Below are 14,082 nucleotides of genomic sequence, written 5' to 3'. Positions count from 1 at the left end.
CTGAAAATTCTTCATATTAGTATCGTTTTATTTTATAATTGATAAATCATCTAAGCAATATAAAGAATAGATAAGAATCATATCGATATTAGATTGGTTGGAAAAGCATAAGAAATTACCTTTAAAAAAGGTGGTGGAATGAAATGGAGTTACGACAGATTCACTATTTTATTGAGGTTGCGAAAAGAGAGCATGTGACAGAGGCCGCCCATGCTCTCCATGTCGCTCAATCGGCGGTTAGCAGGCAGTTGGTTAATTTAGAAGCAGAGTTAGGGGTAAATTTGTTTATCCGTGAAGGGCGGAATGTTAAACTGACCCCAATTGGCACCATGTTTTTGGAACAGATGCAACAGGCAATGAAGCTAATTGACAATGCCAAGCGGGAGGTCGAAGAATATTTAGATCCAGAGAAGGGGACGATTCGAATTGGTTTTCCCAGCAGCCTAGCCGCTTACACCCTGCCAACGGCCATTTCCGCCTTTCGCGAGCGCTATCCGCATGTAAAATTCCAGCTTAATCAAGGTTCCTATACACATTTAATTGATGGAGTGATAAAAGGGGAATTTAATCTCGCTCTTATTGGGCCCGTGCCTAAAAAGGAGAAGAAAATTAAAGGGAAAACGTTGTTTACTGAAAATATTGTTGCCCTACTGCCGCAGTCCCATCCCCTTGCCACGAAGCGATTACTAACACTAAACGAATTACGGGACGATTCCTTTGTTCTTTTTCCAAAGGGTTTTATTTTGCATGAAATCATTGTCAATGCCTGTGTCCAGCTTGGCTTTGAACCGCAGGTGTCATTTGAAGGGGAGGATATTGATGCCATTAAAGGCTTGGTTTCAGCAGGTCTTGGTGTGACACTTATTCCGGAAATCACTCTAATTGACAGCCTCCCGCGGTCAACGGTCAAAATTCCGATTACGGAACCGAATGTTTCAAGAACAGTCGGTGTCATTATCCCAAGTGAACGGGAGCTGTTGCCAACGGAGAAGCTTTTTTATGAGTTCCTCGGAGAGTTCTTCAGTATCCTTGACCGTTATCAAAATTAGCCGCCCTCATGAAACAGTACCACCTTACATAAGTATGAAATAGGGACTTTGAAAAAAAGGTCGTACTTGAGGGGGATTTTGCAGTGGTAGTATCAATATTTGTCTTTTTGCTAATTGTTTTTATTATCGGCCCGCTTTGTTTCTTTTTGTGGCTTCGTAATTTAGCAAACAAGCCGCAGCATTCGATTATTCGGGCCTATCCTTATTTAGGCTGGATCCGCTATGTGTTGGAAATGATGGGGCCAAAACTTAGGCAGTATTGGTTTGACAGTGATAACGGAACAGGGCCCTTTTCTCGTGCCGACTATTTGGGCATTATTTTTTCGGCAAAATATCGGACGGATTTGATCAGTTTTGGCTCAAAGCGGGACTTTGAAAAGCAAGGGTACTATATCGCAAATGGTTTGTTTCCACTGTTGAATGAAGAATTGCGTGTCGATAACCAAGAAAAAGTGCATGCGATGAAATACAAAATTGAACATGAGGGCATGTTCACTCGCAGTGAGAGCTTTGAGGAAGAGCAAATTACCCGTTGGCAATATCATGAAGAGGATGCGATTGTCGTGGGTGCCAGGCGGGGGAATCCGTGGAAACTGCGCGGGCCATTTGGTGCTTCAGCTACATCCTATGGTTCTGTCGGTGAAAACTATATTCTTGCCACCGGCTATGGCAGCAGGATGGCTGGCGGGTCCTGGATTAATACAGGTGAAGGCGGCATTGCCCCGGAGCATTTAGCAAGCGGTGCCGATGTGGTTGCCCAAATTGGACCGGGTTTATTTGGCTATCGAGATGTAGATGGCCATTTTTCAATGGAGGAATTTATAAAGCATGCCCAGCAGCCGCTAATCAAAGCTTTTGAGCTCAAATTTGGTCAAGGGGCCAAAATCCGTGGCGGTCATTTGGAGGGTTCGAAGGTAACCGCAAAGGTGGCCCAAATTCGGAAGGTGAAGGCGGGTCAGACCATCAATTCGCCCAATCGGTTTTCGTTCTTACATAATGAAACGGAAGCACTGCAGTTTATCAAGAAGCTGCAGGATGCGGGCGGGAAACCAGTTGGGATGAAAATCGTTGTCGGGTATGGAACAAATTTGGATGCTTTCTTTTCTGCCATGAAACGGTTGCACATTTATCCTGACTTTATTACGGTAGATGGCGGAGAAGGTGGTACAGGGGCCACGTATAAATCGATGGCAGATAGCATGGGGCTTCCCCTTTACTCTGCTTTAATCGCAGTGGTGGATAAAGTCCATCAGTTTGGGATTCGCGATCATGTGAAGATCTTTGCTTCCGGGAAATTGATTTCTGCTGATAAAATTGCGATAGCACTGGCTATTGGGGCCGATGCGGTCAATTCGGCACGCGGCTTTATGATTGCCGGCGGCTGCATTATGGCGATGCAGTGCCATACCGGCAAGTGTCCAGCAGGAGTGACAACGACTGACCCGAAACATCAAGAGGCGCTGGTGCCTGAGGAGAAAAAATGGCGGGCAATGAACTATATTATCAATGTCCGGCAAGGCCTTTTTGCCCTGGCGGCCGCTTGCGGTATCGATACACCACGTAAATTCACCCGCGAGCATATTGTCTTTAAAACGGAATCGGGCCAAGTGCAGAGACTCTCCGAACTATTTCCGCTGCCTAAATATTCTGAAGGGGATTGAAAAAAGTTGAATTTCTTGCCATCAATGTGAGTAAACATTATAGTCATGATGAAAATGTTATGAAACTATTACTCTAAAATAGGTGGTGGGCTATGGAGCTGCCTGCTAAAATTGTTAACCTCGATGGCACATTAAATGAGGAGTTAATCCTGGATAAAGAGCCGATCTATAAGGGAATGAATGGGAGAATGGTGGAACGCTTCTATCTCCGAGCGAATGAAAGTTATATTTTTAAACCATTAACGAATGATGGTCAATTGGGCAAAGAAGTCTGGATCCATGAGCATGTTCTTACTCATTTCCCAGCCATTTTTCCAAAAATACTTTCGTATTCAATTAGCGATGCCCCTGAGCGTAATTGGATGATTCTTGAGGATCTTGGCCCATTGGTCCACGATTTTCGTGAGGATACTGCTTTAGGTGTGGTGAAATGGGTGGCCTGGTGGCATTCCCTGCCGCTTGAGAACGTTGGTGATATGCCGCGTGCAGGTTTGAAACCACAGTTTCAGGAGCTCATTATGGAAATTCGGAGGCGGAAGGATGAATTTCTTCAGCTGGGTCCAGGTATTGAAAGTGACCGTATAGAGTATATTTATTCATTGCTTGATAGAGTTATATTTTCAGAGAAACGAGTCCTGTCCCACGGCGACTTACATGCGGGTAATTTTGCCGTTGTGAAGGGTAGGATCATGATTTTGGACTGGGAGCATACCCATATCAATTTGCCTTACTGGGATTTGTACCATCTTCTTGATATGTCGCATCCGCTTTATTCCAAAAAAATGACGGCTCCCCTTCGTGAAGTGATTTTGTCTGCCTATTTGGATCAGGTTGAATTCGAGGTGGACCGCGAGGCGTTCTTTAAGGAGTATTACTTGCTTGCGGCGGTGTTCTCAATTTGGATGATCCTGCTGATTCAAAAAGATTTACAAGGGAACGGCGGCAAATGGTCTGCTGTTCAATTGCATGCGCAGCTGGAGGAGACGGTTTCAAGCCTACGCCAGTGTGCCGAGGCCTTGTGGAATGGGAATGTAAAAAGCTAACCCCTTTGCGGTGGGGTTAGCTTTTTGTGTGTTACGCTTTTTGTTCTGTGAGTTTGATGATTTCAATGATTGTGTGTGTTGCTTTAATCATATTATCAACGGAGATAAATTCAAATTTCCCATGGAAGTTTTCGCCGCCGGTAAAAATATTTGGTGTCGGCAGACCCATATAAGACAGCTGCGAGCCGTCAGTACCGCCACGAATTGGTTTGGTGATTGGCGTGATGTCGAGGTTTACCATTGCTTGGTGGGCGATGTCGACAATTTCCTTCACCGGCTCAATTTTCTCTCCCATATTGTAATACTGGTCATTTAATTCCAGCAGGACCTTGTCGTGGCCATACTTCTCTTTTAAGTTATTTACGATGGCTTCGAGGTTGGCCTTGCGGTCATTGAATTTGTTTTTGTCATGGTCACGGATAATATAGTAAAGATTCGTTTGTTCAACGTCGCCATTGAAGGAAAGCAGATGGTAGAAGCCCTCGTATCCCTCGGTATGCTCCGGTACCTCTTGTGTTGGCAGCTGGCTATGTAATTCCATGGCAATGTTCATTGAATTGACCATTTTGTCTTTTGCTGAACCAGGGTGAATGTTGTTCCCTTTAATGGTAATTTTGGCTGCTGCTGCGTTAAAACTTTCGTATTCCAGTTCCCCCAGTGGACCGCCGTCAACCGTGTAAGCATGGTGGGCATTGAAGGCCGCAACGTCGAACTTATGTGGTCCTCTGCCAATCTCCTCATCCGGTGTGAACGCAACGCGAACCTTACCGTGCTTGATTTCCGGATGGTTAATGAGGTAGGCCATTGCAGTCATAATTTCAGTGACCCCTGCTTTGTTGTCCGCTCCCAGCAATGTTGTTCCGTCCGTTGTAATTAAGGTGTGCCCTTTGTAGCCAGGCAGGCTTGGAAAGTCCTTCGGTGTCATGATGACCTTAAGTGCCTCGTTCAGGATGATTTCCCCGCCATCATAGTTTTCAACGATTTGCGGATTGACGTTTTTGCCCGTGAAGTCGGTGGCTGTGTCGACATGAGCAAGGAAGCCTATAGTTTGTGTGTCCTTTTCTGTGGAGGCCGGCAGTGTTGCCATCAAGTAGCCATTTTCGTCAAGGGTTACCTCTTCCATGCCAATTTGTTTTAATTCCTTTTCCAGCATGTGAAGCAGCGTCCACTGCCCTTCTGTCGACGGACAGGTCTCGCTGCTTTCATCCGACTGCGTGTCCACCTTTACATAGGAAGTAAATCTTTCAATAAGTTCATTTTTCACTTTATGTGCCCTCCCCTATTTTAAGTTTTGTACATGATTATTTTATCACTATGTGTGAACGGTTACACGTTTTAACGAGATGCTGGGGTCAATCAGCGGATAGTTAATATATGAGGGAATCATACGTAGCACATTCCAAAAACACAAACGATAAAGTTCACTTTTTTGTAAAAAAAATAAGTTGACCACTATTGACCGATGGGGTCAATGGGAATATAATGATGCCACTAATACCCAATTGACTCAAGTGGTCAATGGTGGAAAAAAGGAGGGCCAACTGGAGTGTATTCGAAATTTCTCAACTTAGAACAAGAAAAGCAAGACCGAATTATCAATGCTGCGATCAAGGAATTTGCCCAAAAAGGGTATGAACGGGCTTCGACCAATGAAATGGTAAAAGCGGCGGGTATTTCAAAGGGGCTGTTGTTTCATTACTTCGGTAATAAAAAGCAGTTATTTTTATTTTTATTTGATTATTGTTGCCGGATTCTAGCTGAACAGTTTTATCAAAAGATCAACCTAGCAGAAAGGGATTTTTTCACAAGAATTCGGCAGGCAGTCATGATTAAAATGGAGCTGCTTACCACCTATCCAGACCTCTTTACATTCATTGAAGAAGCTTATTTAGAGGACTCAGCCGAAGTAAAAGTCGAGGTTGATAAAAAGGTAAAGGTATTGAGTGATGCTAATTTTGGAAAAGTATACGAGGGCATTGATTTTTCAAAATTCCGTGATGATATGGATATCAAAAAGGTGCTAAAGATTATTACCTATACCTTTGAAAAGTTGAGCGAAGAAATGCTTTCGCAAGCCAAACTGTCACCGACGCATCATATTGATTATGAAAAGGGATTTCAAGAGGCAGAAGTCTATTTTGAGATTTTTACTACATGTTTTTATAAATAAGGGAGGCACTCCACGATGAATGTGATTGACATTAAAAACCTGACAAAAACGTATGGGAAATCAAGAGGAATCTCTAACATCAGCTTTCATGTCGAGGAAGGTGAGATTTTCGGATTCATCGGGCCAAATGGTGCGGGTAAATCCACCACCATCAGAACGTTACTGTCGCTCATCCATCCAACGAGCGGCAGTGCTACCATCTTTGGCAAGGACTGTATCCAATTTGCCCCGGAAATAAAAAGGGAAATCGGTTATCTGCCGTCGGAAGTATTTTACTATGACAATATGAAGGTGAAGGATCTATTAAACTACTCTGCAAGTTTTTATAAAAAGGATTGCAGCAAGCGAATCAAGGAATTGGCGGAGATCATGGATCTCGACCTGAATAAAAAAATTGATGACCTTTCACTGGGAAATAAAAAGAAGGTTGGCATTGTTCAGGGGCTGCTTCATGAACCGAAGTTAATCATTCTAGATGAACCAACGAGCGGACTTGACCCGCTGATGCAGCAAAAATTCTTTGAATTACTAGAGTCAGAGAATAAGAAAGGTGCGACCATTCTCTTTTCATCACACATCCTAAGCGAGGTCCAGCGCTTATGTAACCGTGTTGCCATTATTAAAGAAGGCAAGATTGTTACTGTAGAAAAGATTAGTACCTTACAAGAAAGCAACTATAAAAAGTTCAAGATTGAAACGAAGTCGCCGCTAGAGCCGAACCATTTTCATCTCAATGGGGTCAATAATGTAGCGGTAAGTAACAATGTCATCAGCTTTATTTTTAAGGGGAATATTAACGATGTCATGAAACGGATTGCCGAGATTGAAATCGCCAATCTGTGGATTGAGGAACCGGACCTTGAGGAGATTTTTATGCATTACTATGAGAAGGAGGACTAGTAAGCTATGAATATCTTTTTACATGAATTAAGAGCGTATCGGAAGTCGACGATCATCTGGTCTCTCTCATTAGTGCTAATCGTGGTCTTGTTTATGTCATTCTATCCGTCGTTTGCAAAGGATGCGGGCGAATTTGAAAAAATCATGGAGGGGTATCCAGAAGCAATAAGGAACGCCTTTAACCTTGGGAGCTTAGCTACACTTGTTGGTTTTTATTGCTTCCCCTTATCTTTTATTACCCTTTGCAGTGCGATTCAGGCGATGAATCTGGGAACCGGCATCGTCAGCAAGGAAGTTCGGGAAAAAACAGCAGATTTCCTGTTAACAAAACCGGTTACCAGATCAACGGTTTTGACCGCAAAGCTGCTAGCGGCCTTCATCTCGATCGTCATCACGAATGCTGTTTATATTGCGGGAGCGAGCATCATGGCGAATCAAGTGAAAACGGATGATTTTAGCATCAAGGTATTTATCATGCTGTCACTGACAATGTTTATTATTCAGTTGATTTTTCTGGCTTTAGGGATCATTATTTCCGTCATTGTGCCAAAGATTAAATTGGTTTTGACGGTGTCGCTTGCAACTGTTTTTGCGTTTTACTTTATTGGAATGCTCAGCGATACGTCAGGCGAGGATGTGAAACGTTATTTTTCGCCATTTAAATATTTTGACACGGCCTATATTATCAAACACTCCAGCTTTGAAGCATCCTTTTTGATAGCAGGAGCGATTGTGATCATACTAGCGATTGCGGCAAGTTATTTCGTTTATACCAAAAAGGACATTCATGCAGTTTAATAATGGAGGTGATTCAACCATGAATATATTTTTAAAGGAATTGAAGTCCCACCGAAAATCGCTCATCTTTTGGAGCATTGGCGTTTTCCTTATGGTAGTATCGGGGATGGCGAAATATGATGCCTATTCGTCTGCTGGCCAATCGATCAACGATTTGGTGGCGGATATGCCGCAAACACTAAGAGCCGTTTTAGGGTTTGGCGCCGTTGATTTATCGAAGGTTAGCGGCTATTATTCCTTACTGTTTCTTTATTTGTTATTGATGGCGACCATCCACGCAGCAATGTTGGGTGCCACGATTATCGCCAAAGAAGAGCGGGATAAGACATTTGAGTTTCTCTTTGTAAAGCCTGTTTCAAGGACGACAATTATTACGGCAAAGCTTTCAGCGGCATTCGTCAATATTGTGGTTTTTAATCTCGTCACCTATGTTTCATCCATTAGTCTTATCGCAAAATATAACAGCGGTGAAGCGGTGAATGGGGACATTGGCCTGCTGATGGTAGGAATGTTCATATTGCAGCTTTTGTTCATGGTGATCGGAAGTGCACTTGCTGCAGTGAAAAAGAAACCAAAAACAGCGGCGTCAGTAGCAACAGGTATCCTGTTACTGACATATATGTTATCCATTGCGATTGATATAAATGAACATATAGAGGGATTGAAATACTTGACCCCGTTCAAATATTTTGAAGCAAAGAATGTGATGTTCGGCAGTGGTTTGGATGTCGCTTTTGTGATGATCTCCGTTATCCTAATTGCTGCACTAACGCTTGGGACCTATGTTTTTTATCAAAAAAGAGATTTAAACGTGTAAAAGGACCGAGCTAAGCTCGGTCCCTACTTTATTTTTCTCGCGACATTTTAATTAATGTGAGGATATCGCTAGATAAAGTGGAATAGTTCGGCGCATCCGATTTAATATTCGCTTTAATGCCATCAATGAGCGGCAATGCCTTTGGGTTGGTAATGGTCAGGATTTGGACCTGTCCATTAAAAGCCTTTCCCATCACCTCTTTTGCGCGATCTAAATTATCATCCGTATTTAATTTTGAAGGGTCTACTCCATCAAGGTTCCCCTTTCCGGAAAGTCCCGAGGTATTTTTTAGTACCTTGTTTTGCATTTCGTCATACCGAGTGGAGGTTGCTTCTTGCTGCGCGCGTGCCAAGATAATTGTATCATCAAGCACAAAGACTTTGACCCCTGGTATTCCCTCTCCGGAAAGCCTTGATTCTAAATGTGATGAGATTCCCCCATCATGCAGGCTTGAACTCCCGATTAGGCTGTATACATTCGTTCCCATACCGTTAGTCGTTTGATTCTTTCCATTCGTGGTTTGTTTCTTCGTGCGATCAACACTTGGAATGACGTCTGGTGAGCTTGTGTTTGTTCCATGAATATGTCCATTCCCCTTCGTGTTTAGCGCCTTTTCATGAAGGTTTTCGGCAGCGCCTACAGTATTTTCCCCTTGCTGCCCCGAGCATGCGGTAAGAACGAGCAATGACATGAAAATGGGTACACAACTGAGTTGCCATGTTTTTTTCATTATTATTTCCTCCTTTTTTTATCATTCTCTCCTTTTCCTTTTATAAGTATGAATGGATTATATTGGGAACATAATAAGGCGAAGAAAGTTGATTGTTGAAAAATCTGGAGGTGCAGATGATGGTTGAAGAAAACAAAGGTAATCCAGAATCGGTATCAAGAAGGAAATTTATTCGAAACACCAGTTATACAGTGGGCGGGCTTGCCATTGGCGGTATTTTAGGCAGTGTTCTTCCATTGGGAACCGCAAAGAAAGCAGAGCAGGCAAAGAATTTTAATCAAGCACTCATGTATTTTACGCCTGAACAATTTCGTGTGATTGATGAGGCCACTGAGAGAATTTTTCCGAAAGACGATCATGGCCCAGGTGCAAAGGATTTAGGTGTAGCCTTTTTTATTGACCACCAATTAGCAGGTGATTGGGGGTTCAATGGCAGGGATTATATGCAAGCACCCTTTTTCCGGGGAAAAAGTACAAGGCTACCAAGGCCGGTTAAAACGGAGAGATATTTTCGACATTGCTATCCGAGAAATTCAAAATCACAGTAAAGCAGTTTATAAGAAGGATTTCACTGAGCTGAAAGGAAAAGAAAAGGATGCCATCCTTCGTGACTTTGAGGAAGACAAAGTAAATATAACGACGATTTCACCAAGTGGCTTCTTCCAATTGCTTAGAAGTGTGACGTTAGAGGGTGCCTATAGCGACCCACTATATGGAGGAAATAAAAATATGGATGGCTGGAAGATGAAGAACTATCCAGGCAGCCAAATGGCCTATGCCGATATTATTGAAAAGGGCTTCAAGAAAGTGAAACCGCAAAGTCTCCAAAATCATATGAACCATTAAGAAAAGCGTATATTTTTATTTTTAAAAAGAAGGTGGACGTATGGCGAAGAAGTTACCAAAAGTAGATGTTGTGATCGTTGGTGTAGGTTGGGCAGGAGGAATTATTGCCTCAGAGCTGACCAAACAGGGATTAAAAGTAGTGGGATTGGAAAGAGGGAAAGAACGTAAGACCGAGGATTATTTTATGGTGCATGATGAACTGCGCTATGCCCTCCGCTATGATCTTATGCAAGACCTTTCGAAGGAAACGATTACGTTTAGAGGCAATGAAAAAATTCGGGCCCTGCCGATGCGGCAATATGGTTCCTTTTTGATTGGGGATGGCTTAGGCGGTGCTGGTGTTCATTGGAATGGGCAGACGTTCCGCTTTTTACCTTACGACTTTGAAATCTATAGTAAAACCGTTGAACGATATGGGAAAGATAAAATCCCGGCGGACATGGCCCTGCAGGATTGGGGGATTACCTATGATCAGCTAGAACCGTATTACGACAAGTTTGAGAAGGTTGCCGGCATTTCAGGTGAAGAAAATCCGCTTGCCGGAAAACGGTCAAGTAAATATCCAACACCGCCCATGAAAAAATCGCCTGCGATTACCATGTTCGAGAAGGCAACGAAAAAAATGAAGCTTCATCCCTACATGATGCCGTCTGCCAATCTATCCGAGTCTTATACGAATCCGGACGGAATCAAACGGGCGGCCTGTCAATATTGCGGGTATTGTGAACGGTTTGGCTGTGAATATGGAGCAAAAGCCGATCCGGTTGTCACGGTTATTCCTGTTGCAAACAAAACAGGCAATTTTGAAATTAGGACCCATTCAAATGTGAGAAGAATAGTAAAAACAGGTGACAAAGTAACGGGTGTCATGTATACGGATGTTACTACAGGTGAAGAGATTGAGCAGCCTGCTGATATTGTCGTGATGACTAGCTATGTCTTCAATAATATTCGCCTGCTGTTAATGTCAGAGGTGGGCAGGCCTTATGACCCTAACACGGGAAAAGGTGTGATTGGGAAGAATTATGCCTATCAGGTGATTAAGGGCAATGCCGTGGGCTTCTTTGAGGATAAAGAATTTAATACCTTTGCCGGGGCGGGTGCGCTTGGGATGGTTGTCGATGATTACAACGGAGATAATTTTGATCACACTAATCTCAATTTCATTCATGGCGGCATGATTTCTCTAACGCAAACCGGGCTGCGGCCGATTCAAAACAATCCGGTTCCAGGTGGGAAGCCAAACTGGGGCAAAGAGTTCAAGGAAAAGTCAGTTAAATATGCCAATCGCTTCTTATCAGTCTCTTCCCAAGGATCGTCGATGCCATTTAAACGACACTTTCTCGATCTTGATCCAAGTTATAAGGATGCGTATGGCGATCCGTTGATTCGGATTACCTTTGATTTTGAAGAGCAAGACCGCCAGATGGCTAAGTTTCTTGCCGGTAAATGCACGGATGTCCTAAAGGAAATGGGGGCTGATCATATTGATTCGATGAAAGACTTAGGGCCATATGATATCACCACCTACCAATCGACCCACAATACCGGCGGTGTCATCATGGGTGCGGATCCGGCCACATCTGCAGTCAATAATTATTTGCAAATGTGGGACTACGATAATCTGTTTGTGATTGGAGCATCCGCGTTTCCGCACAACTCTGGCTATAATCCGACAGATACAGTTGGTGCTTTAGCCTACCGTGCGGCGGAAGGAATATTGAAGTACCGTGAAAAGGGCGGTCAGGTCATGTAAGGTAATGAGCTAAAGGGAAGTTCTTTGAATTGGATTTTACTATACAGACAATGTTAATATGGAAAAATAAACTGCATAAGGAGGAGAAATAAATGACAACACAAAATGAAAATAATACGTTGCCACCTAAAAAAGGCACAATTGAACAATTGGTGACAGTGGAAGCAGATGTTCAAAAAGTTCTTTCAGGCGAAAAGACCGCAACCCGCAGAAATAGCAGATATGCCGACCCAGGTGAGATTATGACACTGGAAGGCCGTCAGTTCGTGGTTGAAAAGGTTTATTCTCAGAGCCTTGGTGAGTTGACTGATGAAGATGCCCGCCGCGAGGGCTTCGAAACGGTGGAAGAGTATAAACAATCGATTCTTTCCCATCACCCGGGAATGCCATGGCTGCCGCAAATGCGTGTCTGGGTTCATGAATTCCGTCCTGTTGAAGCATAACGAAAAAGTAATGCAAATGGTCCATTTATTATTAATGGTCCATTTTTTTTATTTCCAAAGTCGAAATAATTGGTCAATCATAGGAAACCAAACTATAATATCCTTATTATAATTGGTTGACAGGAAAAGGTGTGCCTATGAAATTTCTCTCAAAATACACAAAGAAGTATTGGAAGTCATTTAGCATTGCCGTTTTATTCCTCACTTTTGAGGCGATTTGTGATTTAATGCAGCCGACAATTATGGCGAAAATTATCGATAATGGGGTTGCTGATCGAGACATCCGCTATGTGTTACAAATGGGCGGAGTGATGCTTGCGATTACCGCCTTCGGTGCCGTGAGCGCATCAACTAGAAGCATTATGGCCAGTATTGTCTCACAAAACTTTGGCACCGAACTCAGGTCCGATTTATTTAACAAGGTGCAAACACTTTCGTTTAAAAACCTAGACCAATTTGACCGCGCATCGTTAATCACCCGTCTGACAAACGATGTGACCCAGGTGCAAGTCTTTGTCAACGGCACAATGCGCATCTTCGTCAAGGCCCCGCTCTTGGCCATCGGCGGACTGGTGATGGCGATGCGGTTGAATCTGCATTTATCCATAGTACTAGCGGTGGTAGTACCAATCGTGGCGCTGTTTATCATCCTGAATTTACGTTTAGGGTTCCCACTTTTCTCGAAGGTGCAACAGGCATTGGACCGAGTGAACAGGGTAATGCGTGAATACTTATCGGGTGTCCGTGTGGTCAAGGCGTTCAATCGCTTCGATGTTGAGATGGGCAAATTCACCATGGCAAATGATCATTTTAAAAATCAATCCATCGCCGCAGGGCGCCTTATGTCTGTTTTCAGCCCGGCAATTATGCTTACAGTTAATCTTGGTATCGTTGTCGTCTTATGGATCGGCGGTATAGGTGTCGATAACGGCCACATTCAAGTGGGGCATATCATTGCCTTTACCAACTATATGACACAAATCTTATTTTCCTTGATGATGATTTCGATGGTCTTCAATATGTTTGTCAGGGCAAAGGCGTCAGCTGGGAGAATTGATGAAGTATTTAGGCAAGAGGACGACATTACCTGGAAAAATGAGACCTCGCCGCGACCTCACACGGAAAAGGGAAGAATTGATTTTGAAAATGTTACTTTTTCCTACGAAGGGACAAGCGGTGAGCCCATCTTAAAAAATATTAATCTTACCATCCTACCCGGGGAAACCGTCGGCGTCATTGGCTCAACCGGCTCAGGAAAAAGCACATTAGTCGGGCTGATCCCCCGCTTTTATGATGTCACGAGCGGGACGATTAAAGTAGATGGGCAAGATAGTAAACTAGTTAATCCAAAAAAGCTGCGTGAAAGAATCGCCATGGTGCCGCAAAAGAATATTTTGTTTACCGGAAGTGTGGCCGAGAATATCCGCTGGGGGAAAGAAGCGGCCACAGAGGAAGAAGTCTTCGCCGCGGCGGCCATTGCCGGTGCCCATGATTTTATCTCGGCCGCACCGGAAGGCTATCAAACGCAAATTGGCCAGGGAGGCGTTAACTTTTCCGGTGGACAAAAGCAGCGGATCTCGATTGCCAGGGCCTTGATTAAAAAGCCGGATATATTAATCCTGGATGACAGTACTAGCGCGGTTGATGTGGCAACAGAGGCAAAGATTAAAGAAGGTTTAAAGACGTATGCAAAAGGGCTTACGTGTTTGCTGATTGCCCAGCGGATTACCTCGATTATGGATGCCGATAAGATTGTTGTCCTCGACCAAGGCGAACTTGTTGGGGTCGGTACCCATAGACAATTACTGGCGGAATGTACGGTTTATCAAGAAATTTACCACTCACAGATTGGTAAGGAGGTCGTGTAAC

The 14,082-nt window shown here is 43.6% G+C and carries 14 protein-coding genes; 12 read left to right on the top strand and 2 right to left on the bottom strand.

Going from position 1 to position 14,082, the window contains the following annotated elements:
- Positions 1-143 precede the first annotated feature (143 nt).
- From RCG19_RS08880 to RCG19_RS08870, 3 genes are all read left to right on the top strand, one after another.
- Positions 144-1,049 (top strand): glutamate biosynthesis transcriptional regulator GltC, encoded by a 906-nt coding sequence (locus RCG19_RS08880; protein WP_308110556.1) that lies wholly within the window; start codon positions 144-146, stop codon positions 1,047-1,049.
- An 83-nt stretch (positions 1,050-1,132) separates the two neighbouring features.
- Positions 1,133-2,710 (top strand): FMN-binding glutamate synthase family protein, encoded by a 1,578-nt coding sequence (locus RCG19_RS08875; protein ID WP_308110555.1) that lies wholly within the window; start codon positions 1,133-1,135, stop codon positions 2,708-2,710.
- Positions 2,711-2,802: 92 nt separating this feature from the next.
- The gene (locus RCG19_RS08870) at positions 2,803-3,753 is read left to right on the top strand and encodes a phosphotransferase family protein (protein WP_308110554.1); all 951 of its coding nucleotides are present in this window, start codon (positions 2,803-2,805) and stop codon (positions 3,751-3,753) included.
- 31 nt (positions 3,754-3,784) lie between these two features.
- Here RCG19_RS08870 and pepT read toward each other — a convergent pair whose 3' ends face one another.
- Complete coding sequence (gene pepT, locus RCG19_RS08865) at positions 3,785-5,017, bottom strand: peptidase T (RefSeq protein WP_308110553.1); 1,233 nt, start codon at positions 5,015-5,017, stop codon at positions 3,785-3,787.
- Between the two features lie 282 nt (positions 5,018-5,299).
- Between pepT and RCG19_RS08860 the strand changes: the two genes are divergently transcribed.
- Genes RCG19_RS08860 through RCG19_RS08845 form a run of 4 tightly spaced genes read left to right on the top strand, consistent with a single transcriptional unit; the run spans position 5,300 to position 8,438 of the window.
- Positions 5,300-5,923 (top strand): TetR/AcrR family transcriptional regulator, encoded by a 624-nt coding sequence (locus RCG19_RS08860; protein WP_308110552.1) that lies wholly within the window; start codon positions 5,300-5,302, stop codon positions 5,921-5,923.
- A gap of 15 nt (positions 5,924-5,938) precedes the next feature.
- Positions 5,939-6,823, top strand: a complete 885-nt coding sequence (locus RCG19_RS08855; protein WP_308110551.1) for an ABC transporter ATP-binding protein — start codon at positions 5,939-5,941, stop codon at positions 6,821-6,823.
- A 6-nt stretch (positions 6,824-6,829) separates the two neighbouring features.
- Positions 6,830-7,621 (top strand): ABC transporter permease subunit, encoded by a 792-nt coding sequence (locus RCG19_RS08850; protein ID WP_308110550.1) that lies wholly within the window; start codon positions 6,830-6,832, stop codon positions 7,619-7,621.
- 19 nt (positions 7,622-7,640) lie between these two features.
- A complete protein-coding gene (locus tag RCG19_RS08845) occupies positions 7,641-8,438 on the top strand; it encodes an ABC transporter permease subunit (protein ID WP_308110549.1) in 798 nt (265 codons plus the stop codon).
- Positions 8,439-8,466: 28 nt separating this feature from the next.
- Here the strand turns inward: RCG19_RS08845 and RCG19_RS08840 are convergent, their stop codons facing one another.
- Positions 8,467-9,168 (bottom strand): hypothetical protein, encoded by a 702-nt coding sequence (locus RCG19_RS08840; RefSeq protein ID WP_308110548.1) that lies wholly within the window; start codon positions 9,166-9,168, stop codon positions 8,467-8,469.
- Positions 9,169-9,284: 116 nt separating this feature from the next.
- On the opposite strand from RCG19_RS08840, the gene RCG19_RS08835 reads away from it, so the two are divergent.
- The 5 genes from RCG19_RS08835 (at position 9,285) to RCG19_RS08815 (ending at position 14,081) form a co-directional block, all read left to right on the top strand.
- A complete protein-coding gene (locus tag RCG19_RS08835; protein ID WP_308110547.1) occupies positions 9,285-9,716 on the top strand; it encodes a gluconate 2-dehydrogenase subunit 3 family protein in 432 nt (143 codons plus the stop codon).
- On the top strand, positions 9,598-10,014 hold the full coding sequence (locus tag RCG19_RS08830) for a gluconate 2-dehydrogenase subunit 3 family protein (protein ID WP_308110546.1): 417 nt from the start codon (positions 9,598-9,600) through the stop codon (positions 10,012-10,014). Before RCG19_RS08835 ends, RCG19_RS08830 begins: the two co-directional genes overlap by 119 nt.
- 40 nt (positions 10,015-10,054) lie before the next feature.
- Entirely contained in the window at positions 10,055-11,770 is a 1,716-nt protein-coding gene (locus RCG19_RS08825) for a GMC family oxidoreductase (protein WP_308110545.1), read from the top strand.
- 92 nt (positions 11,771-11,862) lie between these two features.
- Positions 11,863-12,213 (top strand): ASCH domain-containing protein, encoded by a 351-nt coding sequence (locus RCG19_RS08820; protein ID WP_308110544.1) that lies wholly within the window; start codon positions 11,863-11,865, stop codon positions 12,211-12,213.
- A gap of 137 nt (positions 12,214-12,350) precedes the next feature.
- On the top strand, positions 12,351-14,081 hold the full coding sequence (locus tag RCG19_RS08815) for an ABC transporter ATP-binding protein (RefSeq protein ID WP_308110543.1): 1,731 nt from the start codon (positions 12,351-12,353) through the stop codon (positions 14,079-14,081).
- Position 14,082: the final 1 nt, after the last annotated feature.

Source organism: Neobacillus sp. OS1-2 (assembly GCF_030915505.1).
Classification (GTDB): Bacteria; Bacillota; Bacilli; order Bacillales; family Cytobacillaceae; genus Neobacillus.
Note: the sequence above shows the minus strand (reverse complement) of the source record. Positions and strands in the feature narration are given on the sequence as shown.

Excerpts from the sequence above, each read along its gene's own strand:
- RCG19_RS08880 (WP_308110556.1), top strand. The coding sequence starts at position 144 with ATGGAGTTACGACAGATTCACTATTTTATTGAGGTTGCGAAAAGAGAG.
- RCG19_RS08870 (WP_308110554.1), top strand. The coding sequence starts at position 2,803 with ATGGAGCTGCCTGCTAAAATTGTTAACCTCGATGGCACATTAAATGAG.
- RCG19_RS08855 (WP_308110551.1), top strand. The coding sequence starts at position 5,939 with ATGAATGTGATTGACATTAAAAACCTGACAAAAACGTATGGGAAATCA.
- RCG19_RS08850 (WP_308110550.1), top strand. The coding sequence starts at position 6,830 with ATGAATATCTTTTTACATGAATTAAGAGCGTATCGGAAGTCGACGATC.
- RCG19_RS08845 (WP_308110549.1), top strand. The coding sequence starts at position 7,641 with ATGAATATATTTTTAAAGGAATTGAAGTCCCACCGAAAATCGCTCATC.
- RCG19_RS08840 (WP_308110548.1), bottom strand. The coding sequence starts at position 9,168 with ATGAAAAAAACATGGCAACTCAGTTGTGTACCCATTTTCATGTCATTG.
- RCG19_RS08835 (WP_308110547.1), top strand. The coding sequence starts at position 9,285 with ATGATGGTTGAAGAAAACAAAGGTAATCCAGAATCGGTATCAAGAAGG.
- RCG19_RS08830 (WP_308110546.1), top strand. The coding sequence starts at position 9,598 with ATGGCAGGGATTATATGCAAGCACCCTTTTTCCGGGGAAAAAGTACAA.
- RCG19_RS08825 (WP_308110545.1), top strand. The coding sequence starts at position 10,055 with ATGGCGAAGAAGTTACCAAAAGTAGATGTTGTGATCGTTGGTGTAGGT.
- RCG19_RS08820 (WP_308110544.1), top strand. The coding sequence starts at position 11,863 with ATGACAACACAAAATGAAAATAATACGTTGCCACCTAAAAAAGGCACA.
- RCG19_RS08815 (WP_308110543.1), top strand. The coding sequence starts at position 12,351 with ATGAAATTTCTCTCAAAATACACAAAGAAGTATTGGAAGTCATTTAGC.